Source organism: Paenibacillus sp. yr247, assembly GCF_900103825.1.
Taxonomy (GTDB): Bacteria; Bacillota; Bacilli; order Paenibacillales; family NBRC-103111; genus Paenibacillus_E.
Genome location: NZ_FNIF01000001.1, coordinates 607,989 through 623,390, shown reverse-complemented (window position 1 = coordinate 623,390; position 15,402 = coordinate 607,989). Strand labels below are relative to the sequence as shown.

Below are 15,402 nucleotides of genomic sequence, written 5' to 3'. Positions count from 1 at the left end.
TTATATGAAATTGAACGCAGACAGTCCATTGAGACGCAAAAAAGAGTATGCCGCAACCGACACACTCTTTACATGAAACTTATCCGTTTATCGACGCTTACGGCTGTTCTTGATCAGCGTCATGCGGCGTGAGTGTCTAAGCCAAGAATAATAAGATTTCAAATCACGAAGCTCCATCGTTTCGGACATTCTTCCGAGGAACGTAACAATGATCATTTTGTGCAGCGGGTTGCCCACCAGATCAGTCTCATGTTCCAAATGGGAAAATTCGGCAACAACGACAAGGTCATCATCAATGAGGTATACGTCTTCTTCATTGCGATAATAAGGGACCATGCTATCATTTTTAAGCTTTTCCCACAGAAAAGCGCAAATTTCCTCGAGTGAATTGTTTTCGCTTGAAACACGATCACTCCATCTCAGCTTCGCATGATTCGTGATCACGATATCCGCCACTTTCTTGTCACCTAGCTGTACGAAGAATGGTTCATAAGTACTCCATCTCCCCATCACCTTGTCTTTCATGATCACATCCCCTTTCCTACTAAAATGAGACCGTGTACCTATTCCTTACCTCTATGTAAGTTATATTTTACTTGATTATAACGTTTTTTCCCATGGAAGAATATATAAAATTATTAATAAATATTTGTGAAATCATGAAAAAATGCTTATTTTCTAAAAATTCAAAAAATAAAAAAAGCTTCTTACGAAGCTTTTGTTTTGCACTGCAGCCTCAAAGGGTGTAAAATCTAGTTTTGTCCGGCACATCACTACTGTATTCAGTTTTGATTTCGTTACGGTAAGACTTCTCAACCTTTTTGACGTACGGGAGCTTCAAAAGGCTTCGTGTGGTCTCGTCCAATTTGCTGGCATGTATATAAAGAACGGCATAATTCATTTTCTTTGAAATGTAATGGAGAGAACCGAACCGATCCAAGTTTCTGGCGGCTTTGATATCGTTTACCCAAATGATTAATCCGCTGCGCTCGATCATCATGATTGCTACCTCTTTTCAATAATCCTAGTATGGAGTGATACCGCTACATGAAGCCTTCTAACACCATCGTCCGCGTATACCGCGGAAACATAACGGAAAGTGTTCACCGCGTCCACCTCGCGGTCGTTAATGCCAAAGGGGCGCTGCTGCAACAAGCAGGCGACCCACAGCTCCTTACCTTCGCCCGTTCGACCGCGAAGCTCATTCAAGCGCTGCCGGTTATTGAATCCGGCGCGGCGGATCGTTTCGGCCTCAGTGAAGCCGAAATCGCCCTATGCTGTGCTTCCCACAACGGGGAAGCTGAGCATGTGAGCACGGCCCAGAGCATCCTGGGCAAGCTCGGTTTCCATCTTGCGCACCTGCAGTGCGGTGCGCATGAACCGTACCACGCGCCGACCGCACAGGCGATGCGCGAGCGAGGTGAAGCCCCGACCACCTTGCACAACAATTGCTCGGGCAAACATTCGGGCATGCTAGCCCTATGCGCACACCTCGGAGCATCACCGGAAACCTACATGAGCAACCAACATCCTGTTCAGCAGCTTATGCTGGATGCTGTATGCGCTATGTCCGGTATACATAAATCACAGATGCAGCTCGGGATTGATGGTTGTGGGGTACCCGTATTCGGCATGCCGATTAACCATTTGGCTCTTGCATTCGCCAGATTAGGCAGCCCTGACGGATTACCTCAAGCACGTGCAAACGCTTGCCAGAGAATTGTCGCCGCGGTGCGAAAATATCCTCAATTCCTCGCGGGAAGCGACCGCTTCGATACGCGATTAATCGAGGTAACTAATGGCCGAATCATCGGCAAGATGGGAGCTGAAGGGATTTTCGCACTAACAATTCCTGAACAGGGCTTAGGCTTTGTCCTAAAAATCGAGGACGGCAATCAACGAGCCATGTATCCAGCAGTCGTTGAAGCTTTGAAGCAGCTAAGACTGCTTTCAGAATACGAAGTAAGCGCACTTGCATCCTTTCATACCCCTACCGTTCATAACTGGCAGGGAACCGAGGTCGGAATCATCCGCCCCGATTTCCAGCTTTAACATTTACCCGCAATTTCCGCTGCAGCTTCCACCGGAACTGCAGCCTTTACCAGTTGGCAGCGGATTATTGCTTGGGACTTTAATCGAATCGGAAACAGCATGAGCGATCGTTGTGGATACGGTAAACAGTAAGTCGTCCAAACGGTCCTCTGCTTCTTTAAACTTACGAACCGCTTCAACAGCATGCAGCTTATCCTGAATCTCATTCACTGCAGCTAACGCTTCATGATAGCTTGGATGGTAATGCCCGAAGCGTTCGCACTCTTCAAAAGCATCTTTCTTTCTAGCGAAAACAGCTTTAAGATTCTTAACTTCTACACTGTTATCCACAGCGTTCTTCCAATATAAATAATCTGCCACTTCTGCAGAGGAATTAATCATATCACCCATGTCATAGGCCTGCATAAGAATGGCTGACATATCTATTGTTTCTGCTTCCATTGTCTGTAACATTACTACAATCAACATCCTTCCCCTCAAAGAGTATATAACATCTCTACTATACCACAGTTCTCCAAGAGTTTCTTCCTTTTCTCTTTACTACGAAATCCTCTGTCCATTTCCTACCTTTATCATCAAAACCTACATTTAAACACCTTCGTCGTTTATACCAGGCAATATAAGCTTCATTTCCTCCCAATCCTCACTTGACAAAGAAATCTCCTCGTATTCTTCCAGCCCTTCCAGTATCCAGCCCGACCGTTCTTCGCGGAGGATTCTGGGGATAATAAAACGGCTCCGTCCTTCCTTGCGAAGCTGCAAACAGCTTTTCCATTCGATCGCTTTGCGAATCATTTCCTTACGAGTAGAGCCGTGATACGCTCGGAATTCTTGAAGCCAACTTAAAGGTATATCCTTCATTTCCGGATACAAATCATCCCGCTCAGGCAGTTGGGCATCCATTTCATAGAGCTGTATGGTATCCCGAGAATAACACAGGCCACCTGTCTGATTCCCAGAAGAACTTAATGATTTGGAAACTGCCGAATTTTCGACTTTTCGGCGGCTTTTCGGATTGAAACCCATATTCTCTAAACACTTTGTTAGCACGGTAAGATGTTCTCGCAATACTATAAAATCTGAGCCGCCTATGCGGCACTTAAGAAATGGAAGGCATTTCTCGTTTCTCAGCAGGGCATCCGCAATATCATTGGATCTACAGCGAAGCAGCGTTACTTCTTCAAAATGCAGCTTCCCCGCCTGCTCACCCCAATGCTGTAAGGTAACCGTTATATGCTCGGGAACTTCATAATAGGCATTCTCTTTCAAAATCCGAGTGATCTCTTCACTGCTTTCCCCCTGTTCCCAGGCACGGAAAATACTTTCTTTGGTCAAGCGATAGGTACGAACAAAATCCGTCGATTTGAGATCGGCGAAAGCCGCGATATCCCATTCCGTACGAAGAGAAACATCAGGGGGGAGCAGTATCTCAAAATCCGGCTGCACATAAAGGGAAGGAAGGTGCTGATGTGTCTCCTTTATGCTGAGATCACCATCCTTATCGTGAAAGGTTTCCTGTATTGGTGTTATCAGCCATCGGAACCAAAGAACACCTTTCTGATCAGTACCTAACTCTACAAAACGGAAAACAGACAAAGGAGCTATCCAAGTTGATATGAATGCCTGCTGAAGCGATGATTCTTCGCTGAACTGACCTCTGTGGGAGCAGCAAGCCCAGATTCCTTTTAAAATAGCGTCAACCTCACACCACTGCCTGCATTCAGCTCTCTCCATCAATGAAATGCCATGCTCAAGCCAAACCGGAGCAGGAAGCAATAACTGGCGCCAAATCCTGTAAAGCTGCCCCTGCTGCTTATCGTAGGAGCCCTGCAGCCATGTCATGCAGACTTCCTTGTTGAAGAGGTAATGGTCTCCTTGACTAGTCAAAAAATCCATACGAATAGCCATTTCAAGCATCAGAGCTGATTGGTCATCGTAAATGTCTCTAAAAGCGTAAGTAATCCCAGCGGACCGCAGTATTTCTTTCGGCAAGGACAGCTGCTGTGTAAGCTTTGACAATTGCTTTTTATGTAAAGTTCCTTTGTTTGTTAGCGGTAAAGAAGGCTGCTGATAACAAGCCACCAGAAAGTGAAACATCTGCTGTGCCAAGCCTCTAGGATTAGCCGGAGCGGATTCTTGATCAGTGGCAATTAAATGTCCTGCGCTTTCAGGTTCTATTTGTTCCAGCTCGCTATTACCTTCAATTGTTCGAAGCTCTACAGACGGAAATAACAACAGCTGCCATGCAGCAAAAGAATCCTCAGGCAGGACGAAAAGCTGCTCTCCCCACGCTTTGCGAAAAGCGGCAATAATGCCTAATCTTCTTAGTCCTACTAGGCCAATGGCGACTTGTGCACCAGCCATACGCAGAATCGCTTGCTTTTCCAGCGTTTCTATTGTGAACGGTTCACAACCGAATGTCGAGACAATTAGACGCAGTGTACGCTTTTCATCCGCAGACAAATGCGAATCCAACTCGGCGAGATACCTGTGATCAGTCAATAAAACAGGTAATGCAACACCTTGTGTTATGAATGAAGAGCACCACTTTTGTTCAGTAATGAGCTCCATTAGTGCTTGGGGCATTTTCCTATACACATGTTCATACCTCATTCTGTACTCCTTCTTGAACCTTTGCTTCATGGCTCCAACTCGTTATGCGATATTGATAGCCCTGCTCAACCAGAAACAATTGACGCTTCATAGCAAAATCCTGCTCCTTCGTATCCTCGCTGATAAGTGAATAAAATACTGCTGCGTTGGCACCGCTGCTTTTTGGACGAAGGATCCGCCCAAGCCGTTGAGCCTCTTCTTGTCGCGATCCATAACTACCCGACACCTGAATAGCTACAGCGGCATCCGGCAGGTCCACCGCAAAATTAGCAACTTTGGACACGATGAGCAGCGGCACTTGGCCCTTCTTAAATTGGTCATACAGCTCGTCCCGGAGGTCATACGCCATTCCACCGCTGATCATAGGCGCACCAGTATGAGCTGCGATTTGCTCCAACTGATTAATATATTGACCGATAATTAAGGTCTGTTCATTCGCATGAACCTGCAGCAAATGGTCAATAACGTCTAGTTTGGCTGCATTTTCACCGGCAATCCTGAACTGCTGTCTGGCACTAGAGGCTCCATAACGATCGCGATCTAAGGCAGAAAGAGATACACGCACTTCCTGGCAGGCAACCTTGGCAATCCAGCCCATGGACTCAAGCTCTTTCCAAGCCATATCATATTTCTTCGGCCCGACAAGGGAAAAGACATCTTCCTCTCGGCCGTCTTCCCTTATTAAGGTAGCGGTTAATCCGAGTCTGCGGGTCGCTTGAATCTCGGCTGTAGCCCGAAAAACAGGGGCTGGTAAAAGATGAACCTCATCGTAAATAATCAGTCCCCAATCTCTCTCGCTAAACAGTCTCATATGTGAGAATTCGTCTTCCTTCTTACCTCGGTGGGTCAATATCTGATAAGTTGCAATGGTGATCGGCCGTACTTCCTTCGAGGTGCCGTTATATTCCCCAACCTGATCATCTGCAAGACCCGTTTTGCTCAAAATCTCCCGCTTCCACTGCTTTACTGAAGTGACATTAGTCGTAAGAATCAATGTTGCGCAGTTACACCTCGCCATAGCAGCAATGCCGACCACGGTTTTTCCTGCTCCGCAAGGGAGCACCAAGACGCCGCTTCCTCCTACTCCGATACGGTGAAAGGCATCTACGGCATGCTTTTGATAATCACGCAGTTGGAAAGGGGCTTCCGCCGTATCTTCATCATGCAGCTGAATCGGAAGAAATTCCCCCCTTCGATAGGCGGCCAAATCTTCAACCGGGTACCCCAGCTTGATAAGTTCCTGCTTCAAAAAACCTCGAGAAACCGGTGAAATGGCAATAGCCCGCTCTCCGCGGGTATCCTCTAAATACCTTTTCAGCGAATCGTTTGTGCAAATTTCTTTCAGTACAACGGTATCGTCGCTGACTAAATAGAGCTCATTTCCGACGTTTTCCATGCGCAATGTGCCATATCTCTGCACATATTTACGTATGCCGCTTAGTACGGCAGGCGGAACACCAAATTTAGCATATCGCTGTAAACAAGCCGACATTTGTTCAATTGGCATTCCGGCCGCCGCTGCATTCCAAAGCGATAATGGCGTTATCCGGTAAGTATGGAGATGATCAGGGCTTTTGACCAGATCCGCAAAACGGGATATGATTCCCCTTACGGATTCAAATTCCGGGTGATGCGTCTCCAATAATACCGACAAATCACTCTGTACGATTAGAGGGCGGGAAGGATCCCATGTCATCGCGTGCCACCTCCTTTTTGTCTAGTATGAAAGGAAAGCACTTGATTTAAACATTCCCGTCATGCTAACGTCTTACGTACGTAGAAAGTTTTCCTTACGGAAAACTCTTAGGAGGTGCTTCATGCGCAAATGGATGATCGCTCTTATTTTGCTGTTCAGTCTTGCTGTTTTGATGACAGCGTGTGGGAGCAGCCCTGCAGCTGTGGCTGGAAGAGAGCGTGTTAAAGTAGAGCGTATCGTGGACGGAGACACGCTCGAGGTCACAATGAAGGGCAAGAAAGAAAAAGTCCGATTAATTGGTGTAGACACACCAGAGACGAAGAAACCTAATACACCCATCATGTTTTATGGGAAAGAAGCAAGTGATTTTACGAAAAAACGATTGGAGAACAAAACAGTCGAGCTCGAATTTGATGTAGAAAAAATGGATCGCTATGATCGCCTGCTTGCTTATGTATGGATCGGAGAAGAATTATTTAACAGTACCTTGGTTAAAGAGGGGTATGCACGGATCGCTACATTTCCTCCGAATGTCAAGTACGTCGATACTTTTAAGCAAGATCAAGAAACAGCCCGCAGTAAAAAGAAAGGCTTATGGAAGGATTACGAAAAGGCTTTTGATACAAAAAAATAACCAAAGGAACTATACGGCAGAAACACAAAATGGGCAGCTAGCGATTTAACCGCTAGACTACCCGAATTTAAAGCAATAGAAACTACTCTACACGGATTGCTTTTTCCTGAGCAAGCAAACACAGCTCTGCAGCCTTGAACGTATGTGCCTGCGTCATTGCGTGCTCTGTGCGATTCAGACAATCCAAGATCAACTGACCAAAGAAAGGAAAGCCTACTTGTCCATGAAGGCTGTAGTGCTTTTCTCCTTGCTGGTTGACCAGGTATAACTGATCTCCCTGCGGATCGCGCGCGATGTCAATATACTTGCGCAGCTCGATATATCCTTCTGTTCCAAGAATAAGCGTCCTTCCGTCTCCCCAAGTACCCAGACCACTCGGTGTGAGCCAATCCACGCGGAAATAGTTCGTTGCCCCATTGTCACCGACAAGTGTAGCGTCACCAAAATCCTCTAGCTCCGGATAATCCTTCGCATGATAATTTGCCACTTTACTGCTTACGACGGTAGCGTCCTTGCATCCCGAATAAAACAGAAACTGTTCAATTTGATGACTACCGATATCACATAAAATGCCACCATATTTATCCTTCTTGAAAAACCAATCTGGACGATTCGATGCACCCAGTCGGTGCGGCCCTAAACCAATGACTTGAACAACACGGCCGATTGCACCTTCTTCAATGAGCTGCCCAGCAAATACGGCACTTTCTACATGGAGACGCTCACTGTAATAAACGGCAAATTTACGTCCTGTTTCTTCCACCTTAGCCTTGGCAGCCGCAAGCTGATCTAGCGTAGTGAAAGGAGCTTTATCTGTAAAATAATCTTTGCCATGCACCATCGCTCGGATACCTAATGCTCCGCGTTCAGAAGGAACAGCAGCTGAAGCGATTAGCTTTACTTCGGCATCGTCAAATATCTCCTGCTCAGACGCTGCCACTTTTACGTGAGGGTACTTCTTAACAAAATCCTCTACCTTAGCTGCGTCCTGGTCATAGACCCATTTCAGCTCTGCTCCTGCCTCCTGCAGCCCATTACACATGCCATAGATATGACCGTGATCCAAGGCTATCGCCGCGAAGACGAACTCCCCTTTTTGAACAACGATGTTTGGCTTCCCTTTTGGTGCGTAATTCATTCCATCGCTTTTTTGCATGTCCCAATTCCTCCACTATCCTACCCATGTACGCATAAGCGCAGGTTATTAACTGATTTTAAACCACAAGTGTTTTGAAGCCAGCCTCTTTGTTGACTGTAGAATTTTTGATTTTGTCCTGCAAGTGCTGTTCGAATAGCTCTTCGTCAATCGGCAAATCTACCCAGTTGTCCGTCCATGTCGATAACAGCATAGCATTCGAAAGCATCAAACCTTTGATACCTTCTTCCCCTGGAGCGACCAGTGGCGTGCCATGCAGAATCGCATCCACCCAATTTTGCGTGATACCCTTGTGGCCCGTTTCTTGCCCGTCAATAGGAATCTCGCACTTCCAGCATTCTGGTTGACCAAATCCACCTTTGAAGGTTTCATTGAATTCTCTCTCCGATACGCGCAAACGCCAGAATGTCAGCTTGCCATCTTCGATCACTATTTTACCGCGGTCACCTGACAGCTCAAACCGATTCGTTCCCGGCGCTTCACCTGTAGTTGTGACGAATAAGCCCGTAGCACCATTCTCATACTCTACGAATGCGGTTACATCGTCCTCAACTTCGATATTACGATGCTTTCCGAAATAACAAAAGGCACGAACACGTTTAGGCATCATATCGATCGTCCACTGCCATAAATCAAGCTGATGCGGATCCTGGTTAATAAGTACGCCGCCGCCTTCACCTGCCCATGTTGCACGCCAGCCGCCTGAATCATAGTAACTTTGGGATCTATACCAATTCGTAATAATCCAGTTCGTTCTGCGAATTTCACCAAGCTCTCCGGAAGAAACCAGATCCTTTAACTTCTTATATAATGGATTTGTACGTTGATTGTACATCATACTGAATACTTTACCTGAAGCTTGTGCAGCCTCGTTCATTTCACGAACTTGTTTTGTGTAAACGCCTGCTGGCTTTTCACACAGCACATGAAGTCCCGCATTAAATGCACGTGTTGCTACATCCGGGTGATCATAATGAGGAGTCGCAATCAAAACACCGTCAATTGTCCCCGAAGTAAGAAATGTATCGAGATTGTCGAATAGTTGGATGCCTTCACCCAAGTTTTCTTTGGCCCATTCTAAGCGGTCAGCTCTGAACTCACATACAGCTGTAAGCTGAGCACCCTTAACTTCGTTGTTTACCAAGTACTTGGCATGTCCAGTTCCCATATTGCCCAGACCTATAATACCAATCCTTACTTTTTCCATATGTACATCACCTTTTTCTTGTCAGATTAACAATTTTTTGAGCACGATATCAATGTAGCATATTTAGAAGCCTGCATCTTGTCGCAGATTGACCACCTTATTGCGAACTTTGACAGTTGCAGGATAAGCATAAGGTTATAAGCAGTAAGGATGACATATTTCAATTTGACAAAAAACAACCTTCTCCAAAAATGGAAAAAGGTTGCTTTGATATCTACATGTATGACCACAGTTTATTTACTGCCGATTAATGTTCTGTTTGAAGAAATTTTACTTAGCGCTTGACCAGCCTCATCCTCAAAGCTTCCCCTCACAGCTAGGTCACCTATAGCCACAATTCCGACAAGCTCGCCATTTTCAACGACTGGCAACCGACGAATTTGATCCTTGGCCATTATTTTGGCTGCTTCTTCAACTGAAGTATTCGGGTTTATTGTTGCAATATCTTTCGTAATCACTTCATCTACAGCCGTAGAGCCAGAATGCTTTTCTGCGTAGCCGCGTACAACTAGGTCGCGATCTGTTACAACACCAATGAGTTTTTTTCCCTCCACAACGGCAACGAATCCGATATCATGCTGTTTCATTTTAACTGCGATCTCGTAAATATTATCCTGCAGAGTAACGGTGACGCAATCTTTACTCATGATGTCTCTCACTGTTTTACCTGCCATAAGCACAATCCCTCCTCGGAGTTATCTTACATACATAGCATACTCTAAAGGAAGGACGCCATTCATGCCATATAATCCAAAGCCATTCCCAACAGTAAGTTTGCTGCATTTAACATGGATTTCTCATCGATATCAAACTTCGGATGGTGGTGCGGATGTATGATGCCAGCTTCGATATTACCTGCCCCTACGAACATATAACAGCCTGGTCGGTGTTGCAGATAATAGGAGAAGTCCTCTCCGGCCATAATAAGTGGAGACTCCTGTACCGCTTCAGCACCAAACAATTCAATCCCAACTTTAAAGAACCGTTGAGCTTCTTTCTCATCGTTTATAACCGTAGGGTAGCCTAACTTGTAATCAAGCTCGTAGGAAGCTTGGTACATTTCACAGGTGGCATGTACGATCCGTTCGATGCGTTGCTTCACATCTTGTCTAAGTTCAGCATTGAATGTCCGAACTGTGCCACTCAGCAAGCTCGTTTCGGCTATGACGTTGAAGCTGGAGCCCCCATGGAAAGAACCAATGCTAACCACACAAGGCTCTATCGGGTCTACTTGCCGGCTCACGATGGATTGAAGATTTACAACTAATTGAGAAGCAACATAAATGCTGTCGATGGTTTGATGAGGCAACCCACCATGTCCACCTTTTCCTTGAATTTGTATTGTAAATTCATCCGGTGCCGCCATAAGGGGACCTGCCTTGGTGTAAATATGGCCTACAGGGAACGGTGTCCATAGATGAACGCCGAACACGGCATCAACACCATCCAGAGCTCCGTCTTTGATCATGGAGTCTGCACCACCGGGCGTAATTTCTTCTGCATGCTGGAATAGGAAAACAAGATTTCCTTTGAGCCTCGCACGAAGCGTACTTGCGACCTTGGCAATACCCAGCAGTGTTGATGTGTGTGCATCGTGGCCGCAAGCGTGCATAACTCCCTTCATAAGCGAAGAATACGCACAGTTTTTCTCATCTTGAATAGGTAGGGCATCCATATCAGCACGGAGTGCAACTGTAGGACCTTCGCCACTGCCGCGGAGCAGTCCGACAACCCCATTGCCCCCTACATTTTTACGAACTTCAATATCCCAACTCTGCAGGTGATTCGCCACAAATTCAGCCGTCCGATATTCATGAAACGAGAGTTCCGGGTTTTGGTGTAAGTAGCGTCTCCAGGCAACCATCTCTTCATAAATTGCTTGTAAGCCTGCTTGAAAATCGTTCATAAGGAATATCCTCCGCCCATCCTTGTTTCTTAGCTTTTCACTCTAGTCTTGTCTTTGAACCTATTCTACCAAATAAAAGCCCATGTTTCATCAGAAAAGTGCCATCAAATATTAGAAATTAGACGATGTAATCGACTTGCAGAACTTTTGGAAACATACTATCATGAATAAAGAATGCATACGTACAATATGGAGGCGTTAAAAGTGATTATTGAAGCAACTGGCTTAAAAGGCTTAAAAAGCGATCTGGCTCATCTAGATGAAGTAACGACTAAACTTGGTTTCGTGCGTTGGCAGTGGGAATACACTCGTGCTACATATGATTTTAAAATGGAAGATAAAGCAAGTAAAGCAGTGTACTTCTTACGGGTAAATGCTCGTGTAGAATCCGGTAAGCTAGAGTCTCCTTATGCAATCTTGTTTCTAGAAGATGCTTACATAGGGAAAGAAACGTTCCCGCATGGCTTGGATTACAATTCACCTGTGCCTGAGTCTGTTCTTAAAATCTCCAATCAAAAATTAGCTCAGCTGCAACAATTATTGGCAGACTAGGCGAGGATTCAGCATGAATCCCCCTCGAAGAGGAACGCCGGATTTTCTGCTGCTATTTTTAACTTTTGTACTTGTTTGCTTTGGTCTTGCTATGGTTTTCAGTGCAAGTTCTATGACAAGTGCTTTTTATGAGAAATATAACAATGATCCATGGTTTTTTACAAAAAAGCAGCTGATGGCCGTAGTATTAGGTACGATTGGCATGCTTTTCTGCATGAACATCCACTACTCCAAGCTGAAGAAGTTGGTTATCCCTGCTTTCTTTGTTATCGTTGTGCTGCTCATTTTGGTTATTTTCACTTCAAAGGCGAATGGTGCAGCCAGTTGGTTCAACATCGGTAGATACGGTATCCAACCAACAGAATTTGCCAAACTGATTGTCATCTTGTATTTGGCCTCTCTGATTAGCAACAAAGATGAAAAGTTCCGCAATTTCAAAAAGGGACTGCTCCCTGCACTACTTGTAGTCGGCTTTGTCTGCTCTCTTATCATGTTACAGCCAGACTTTGGCTCCTGTACGATTTTGCTTGCTTGTGCAGTTATCGTCATCATGGTCGGCGGCTCCAATTTGAAGCATATTTTCTTTATTGGGACAGGCTTTGTCTCCATTGCTGCGATAGGGATTGCCCTTTACCTGCTCAAAGGAAACACCGATAACAACTACCGGATAAACCGTCTGACCTCTTTTCTAGATCCTTTCTCTGATCCTCAAGGCAATGGACTTCAAGTTGTTCAATCTTTGTACGCTTTTGGTCATGGCGGATTGACCGGCGCAGGATTTGGACAAGGTATTCAGAAGCTCCATTATTTGCCTGAAGCTCATACTGACTTCATTTTTGCGATCATTGGGGAAGAACTCGGATTCATTGGCAGCGCCTTATTCATTCTTATTTTTATAATCTTCATATGGCGAGGCATTCTCATTGCAGTTCGCAGTCCTGATATGTTCGGCATGCTAACTGGCGTTGGTATTATGGTTATGTTTGCTTTTCAAGCCTTTATTAATATCGGCGGAGTAACAAACACCATTCCTCTTACAGGCGTAACCTTGCCCTTTATTTCAGCAGGCGGCTCCTCCATGATGGTCTCTCTCATCAGTATGGGAATTCTGCTCAGCATCTCTCGCGAACAAACACGTAAAGAAGTGGCACCATCCAAAAAAAGACCCTAATCGACGTCGAAATCGATTGGGTCTTTTTTATTTTATTTTACACGATGAGGGTCGTCTGCTTCATCTTCTTTAAACGCGACGCCTTCCACCTTGACATTAACTTCCACCACGGACAAGCCTGTCATATTCTCAACAGCCTCTCGCACGTTTTCTTGGAGATCCCTGCATACATCCTGAATACGGGAACCGTAATTGACGATTACGCGTAGATCGATGGCTGCTTCCACTTGTCCTACTTCAACAGAGACGCCACGTTGCACATTCTTGCCACTCAGTCGCTTAGCTAAGCCTTCCGAGATGCCACCTGACATGCCTGCTATGCCTGCTGTTTCCAGAGCTGCAAGACCTGCAATAGTCGATACTACATCATCAGAAATACGAATTAAACCTGTTTGATTGTCTTCGGACATACGGATCACTCCCTAAACTTGGTATAAATCTATTGTAATAAGTTCAATAGATGAAAGCAAGACAGCTTCATTCTACAAATCGAATTTACTTTAGATGCTAAAGTGGGTATATTAAAAGAAGTCAAAAAGTACCAATATATATATATGAGTCGGAGGGTTCACATTGAAAGGAAAATTGTTCTATGTGGGTTTAATTCTCACATTCGTCACGAGTGCAGTTGCCCACTACATGCATTTTAACCAAACATTGCAATTCGCCATCGCTGCTATCGCTATTATATTCGTAGCTGGCTTTCTAGGCAAAGCGACAGAGAGTGTCGCTCATTACGCAGGCGAACGGGTTGGCGGATTTCTGAATGCAACATTCGGGAACGCGGCAGAGCTGATCATTGCAATCTTCTTGGTTAAAGACGGTTTATTCGATGTCGTAAAAGCCAGCTTAACTGGTTCCATCATCGGAAATCTGCTTCTTGTTCTGGGGCTGAGTCTTTTCACGGGCGGATTAAAGTTCAAAGAACAGTCGTTTAATATAAAACTCGCCTCACATAACTCCTCCTTGATGATTCTAGGAGTCATCGCGTTGTTCATACCAGCCGTATTTGCCGGCGGATTAACTACGAAGGAAACATCATCGATGAGCATGATTGTAGCCGTTCTACTCATTGTGGCCTACTTACTATGGCTCTTATTTTCAATGATTACTCATAAAGAAGTGCTATCCGACGAAGCTATTGAGCACGGTGAAGCTGCTTGGTCCAAATCAACCTCCATTATCTTTCTCGTCTTAGCTACAGCCATGGTGGCCTTTACAAGCGAGTGGTTGGTCGGAACACTAGAGGAAGTAACGCACAAGTTTGGATTATCCGAGTTGTTCGTAGGTGCCTTCCTAATTGCGATCATTGGTAACGCTGCTGAACATAGTGCTGCTGTGATGATGGCCTTGAAAAATAAAATGGGCGCCGCCGTAGAAATAGCAATCGGAAGCTCGTTACAAATCGCTCTATTCGTTGCACCTATCCTTGTCATTGCAAGCTTCTTCATGGATGGGACGCCTATGAACATCGTATTCTCCACCTACGAACTTGCAGCCATTGCTGTTGCTGTCTTCATCACCAAATCAATCTCACAGGACGGATCAACAAACTGGTATGAGGGCATTCTTCTTCTCGTAGTCTACATCATCCTAGGTGTCGTATTCTTCTTAGTCTAAAAGAAGCAAACACAAAAAAAGTAACCCGTTTGAAGGGTTACTTTTTATTATTTAGCGCTTCATATAGCTGTGCAAGGTTACGTTCAAGCTTGTTGAGAATTTGTTTACCAGGCATCTCGGAAATAAGTCCCGCCCGAATGGCAAAATCAATTTCCCTAGAGAGTCCGTACATTTGCGTATCTAAAACTTCTTCATACAGCGGGCATTGACGAGTTGTCAAATTCCCCATTTGTACTTCGATTAGCTTTTCGATTTTATCTGCATCTTCTTGAAGAAGATTAAGCGCTTTTTGATTCAAGTCCAGCAATAGTTCAGATGAAGACATTCCCACTTCCCCCTATACGCAAAGTCATCCGTCCTTATATGATCTATATTAAGCGAAATTGCATCAATATACAAGAGAAGGTACCCTCAGAGATTCTGAGAGTACCTTCTTTAAGAATGATTCTAATCCTCTACTACGTTAACACCTAGATCGTGCTTAGCGAACACGTCGGCCATTGCGATTTTCGCTTCTTCCTTATCTGGACCATGAACATGCAGATCATATTTGCTGGAGCTAAGAAGCGTAGTAAACAATCCTAGGATACTTTTCACATCGATATACTTATTATCATATTGAAGAACGATTGACGATCTGAATTTATTAGCTGTTTGTGAAATTTCAACAATTGCGGCATTATTAGCACTTGGCATATTCCATTCCTCCATTTATTCGCATATGAATTGTCGCCTTGCTTCCTATATGATAACTTGGAAAGGTGACATAGCGCAACTAGAAAATTTCCTGCATTC

General features: G+C 44.9%; 17 protein-coding genes. 5 read left to right on the top strand and 12 right to left on the bottom strand.

Features of this window, described 5'->3' with window-relative positions; all coding sequences use genetic code 11:
• Positions 1 to 87 precede the first annotated feature (87 nt).
• Both BLT91_RS02870 and BLT91_RS02865 read right to left on the bottom strand, forming a co-directional pair.
• The gene (locus BLT91_RS02870) at positions 88 to 525 is read right to left on the bottom strand and encodes a hypothetical protein (protein WP_090816361.1); all 438 of its coding nucleotides are present in this window, start codon (positions 523 to 525) and stop codon (positions 88 to 90) included.
• Positions 526 to 736: 211 nt separating this feature from the next.
• Complete coding sequence (locus BLT91_RS02865; protein ID WP_090816359.1) at positions 737 to 1,000, bottom strand: YlbG family protein; 264 nt, start codon at positions 998 to 1,000, stop codon at positions 737 to 739.
• 47 nt (positions 1,001 to 1,047) lie between these two features.
• Between BLT91_RS02865 and BLT91_RS02860 the strand changes: the two genes are divergently transcribed.
• The gene (locus BLT91_RS02860; RefSeq protein ID WP_090816357.1) at positions 1,048 to 2,052 is read left to right on the top strand and encodes an asparaginase; all 1,005 of its coding nucleotides are present in this window, start codon (positions 1,048 to 1,050) and stop codon (positions 2,050 to 2,052) included.
• Between the two features lie 3 nt (positions 2,053 to 2,055).
• On the opposite strand, the gene BLT91_RS02855 is transcribed toward BLT91_RS02860, so the two are convergent.
• From BLT91_RS02855 to BLT91_RS02845, 3 genes are all read right to left on the bottom strand, one after another.
• Positions 2,056 to 2,493 carry a YlbF/YmcA family competence regulator gene (locus BLT91_RS02855; RefSeq protein ID WP_254776759.1) on the bottom strand — a complete coding sequence of 146 codons (438 nt, stop codon included), beginning with the start codon at positions 2,491 to 2,493 and terminating at the stop codon, positions 2,056 to 2,058.
• A gap of 147 nt (positions 2,494 to 2,640) precedes the next feature.
• The gene (locus BLT91_RS02850; protein WP_217635171.1) at positions 2,641 to 4,665 is read right to left on the bottom strand and encodes a helicase-associated domain-containing protein; all 2,025 of its coding nucleotides are present in this window, start codon (positions 4,663 to 4,665) and stop codon (positions 2,641 to 2,643) included.
• Positions 4,655 to 6,361: a DNA repair helicase XPB gene (locus tag BLT91_RS02845; RefSeq protein ID WP_090816353.1), complete on the bottom strand. Its 1,707-nt coding sequence runs from the start codon at positions 6,359 to 6,361 to the stop codon at positions 4,655 to 4,657. Before BLT91_RS02845 ends, BLT91_RS02850 begins: the two co-directional genes overlap by 11 nt.
• Before the next feature lie 121 nt (positions 6,362 to 6,482).
• Between BLT91_RS02845 and BLT91_RS02840 the strand changes: the two genes are divergently transcribed.
• Entirely contained in the window at positions 6,483 to 6,995 is a 513-nt protein-coding gene (locus BLT91_RS02840; RefSeq protein WP_090816351.1) for a thermonuclease family protein, read from the top strand.
• 82 nt (positions 6,996 to 7,077) lie between these two features.
• Here the strand turns inward: BLT91_RS02840 and BLT91_RS02835 are convergent, their stop codons facing one another.
• The 4 genes from BLT91_RS02835 to BLT91_RS02820 all read right to left on the bottom strand — a co-directional run bounded on the left by BLT91_RS02835 (position 7,078) and on the right by BLT91_RS02820 (position 11,264).
• Positions 7,078 to 8,151 (bottom strand): Gfo/Idh/MocA family protein, encoded by a 1,074-nt coding sequence (locus BLT91_RS02835; RefSeq protein ID WP_090816350.1) that lies wholly within the window; start codon positions 8,149 to 8,151, stop codon positions 7,078 to 7,080.
• Between the two features lie 58 nt (positions 8,152 to 8,209).
• The gene (locus BLT91_RS02830; protein WP_090816348.1) at positions 8,210 to 9,358 is read right to left on the bottom strand and encodes a Gfo/Idh/MocA family protein; all 1,149 of its coding nucleotides are present in this window, start codon (positions 9,356 to 9,358) and stop codon (positions 8,210 to 8,212) included.
• Between the two features lie 233 nt (positions 9,359 to 9,591).
• On the bottom strand, positions 9,592 to 10,032 hold the full coding sequence (locus BLT91_RS02825) for a CBS domain-containing protein (protein ID WP_090816346.1): 441 nt from the start codon (positions 10,030 to 10,032) through the stop codon (positions 9,592 to 9,594).
• Positions 10,033 to 10,094: 62 nt separating this feature from the next.
• Positions 10,095 to 11,264, bottom strand: coding sequence for a M20 family metallopeptidase (locus BLT91_RS02820; protein WP_090816344.1), 1,170 nt, complete (start codon positions 11,262 to 11,264; stop codon positions 10,095 to 10,097).
• A 204-nt stretch (positions 11,265 to 11,468) separates the two neighbouring features.
• Between BLT91_RS02820 and BLT91_RS02815 the strand changes: the two genes are divergently transcribed.
• Both BLT91_RS02815 and ftsW read left to right on the top strand, forming a co-directional pair.
• Positions 11,469 to 11,816 (top strand): YugN family protein, encoded by a 348-nt coding sequence (locus BLT91_RS02815; protein WP_090816342.1) that lies wholly within the window; start codon positions 11,469 to 11,471, stop codon positions 11,814 to 11,816.
• Positions 11,817 to 11,829: 13 nt separating this feature from the next.
• Positions 11,830 to 12,987: a putative lipid II flippase FtsW gene (ftsW, locus tag BLT91_RS02810; protein ID WP_090816340.1), complete on the top strand. Its 1,158-nt coding sequence runs from the start codon at positions 11,830 to 11,832 to the stop codon at positions 12,985 to 12,987.
• A gap of 32 nt (positions 12,988 to 13,019) precedes the next feature.
• Here the strand turns inward: ftsW and BLT91_RS02805 are convergent, their stop codons facing one another.
• Positions 13,020 to 13,397, bottom strand: coding sequence for an Asp23/Gls24 family envelope stress response protein (locus tag BLT91_RS02805; protein WP_090816338.1), 378 nt, complete (start codon positions 13,395 to 13,397; stop codon positions 13,020 to 13,022).
• A gap of 163 nt (positions 13,398 to 13,560) precedes the next feature.
• On the opposite strand from BLT91_RS02805, the gene cax reads away from it, so the two are divergent.
• Complete coding sequence (gene cax / locus BLT91_RS02800; protein WP_090816337.1) at positions 13,561 to 14,607, top strand: calcium/proton exchanger; 1,047 nt, start codon at positions 13,561 to 13,563, stop codon at positions 14,605 to 14,607.
• Between the two features lie 37 nt (positions 14,608 to 14,644).
• Here cax and BLT91_RS02795 read toward each other — a convergent pair whose 3' ends face one another.
• Both BLT91_RS02795 and BLT91_RS02790 read right to left on the bottom strand, forming a co-directional pair.
• A complete protein-coding gene (locus BLT91_RS02795; RefSeq protein WP_090816335.1) occupies positions 14,645 to 14,932 on the bottom strand; it encodes an Fpa/YlaN family protein in 288 nt (95 codons plus the stop codon).
• Positions 14,933 to 15,054: 122 nt separating this feature from the next.
• Positions 15,055 to 15,303 carry an HPr family phosphocarrier protein gene (locus tag BLT91_RS02790; protein WP_090816333.1) on the bottom strand — a complete coding sequence of 83 codons (249 nt, stop codon included), beginning with the start codon at positions 15,301 to 15,303 and terminating at the stop codon, positions 15,055 to 15,057.
• Between the last annotated feature and the right edge of the window lie 99 nt (positions 15,304 to 15,402).

Coding starts and splice junctions, on each gene's coding strand:
- BLT91_RS02870 (WP_090816361.1), bottom strand. CDS start 525: ATGAAAGACAAGGTGATGGGGAGATGGAGTACTTATGAACCATTCTTC.
- BLT91_RS02865 (WP_090816359.1), bottom strand. CDS start 1,000: ATGATGATCGAGCGCAGCGGATTAATCATTTGGGTAAACGATATCAAA.
- BLT91_RS02860 (WP_090816357.1), top strand. CDS start 1,048: ATGAAGCCTTCTAACACCATCGTCCGCGTATACCGCGGAAACATAACG.
- BLT91_RS02855 (WP_254776759.1), bottom strand. CDS start 2,493: ATGGAAGCAGAAACAATAGATATGTCAGCCATTCTTATGCAGGCCTAT.
- BLT91_RS02850 (WP_217635171.1), bottom strand. CDS start 4,665: ATGAGGTATGAACATGTGTATAGGAAAATGCCCCAAGCACTAATGGAG.
- BLT91_RS02845 (WP_090816353.1), bottom strand. CDS start 6,361: ATGACATGGGATCCTTCCCGCCCTCTAATCGTACAGAGTGATTTGTCG.
- BLT91_RS02840 (WP_090816351.1), top strand. CDS start 6,483: ATGCGCAAATGGATGATCGCTCTTATTTTGCTGTTCAGTCTTGCTGTT.
- BLT91_RS02835 (WP_090816350.1), bottom strand. CDS start 8,151: ATGCAAAAAAGCGATGGAATGAATTACGCACCAAAAGGGAAGCCAAAC.
- BLT91_RS02830 (WP_090816348.1), bottom strand. CDS start 9,358: ATGGAAAAAGTAAGGATTGGTATTATAGGTCTGGGCAATATGGGAACT.
- BLT91_RS02825 (WP_090816346.1), bottom strand. CDS start 10,032: ATGGCAGGTAAAACAGTGAGAGACATCATGAGTAAAGATTGCGTCACC.
- BLT91_RS02820 (WP_090816344.1), bottom strand. CDS start 11,264: ATGAACGATTTTCAAGCAGGCTTACAAGCAATTTATGAAGAGATGGTT.
- ftsW (WP_090816340.1), top strand. CDS start 11,830: ATGAATCCCCCTCGAAGAGGAACGCCGGATTTTCTGCTGCTATTTTTA.
- BLT91_RS02805 (WP_090816338.1), bottom strand. CDS start 13,397: ATGTCCGAAGACAATCAAACAGGTTTAATTCGTATTTCTGATGATGTA.
- BLT91_RS02795 (WP_090816335.1), bottom strand. CDS start 14,932: ATGTCTTCATCTGAACTATTGCTGGACTTGAATCAAAAAGCGCTTAAT.
- BLT91_RS02790 (WP_090816333.1), bottom strand. CDS start 15,303: ATGCCAAGTGCTAATAATGCCGCAATTGTTGAAATTTCACAAACAGCT.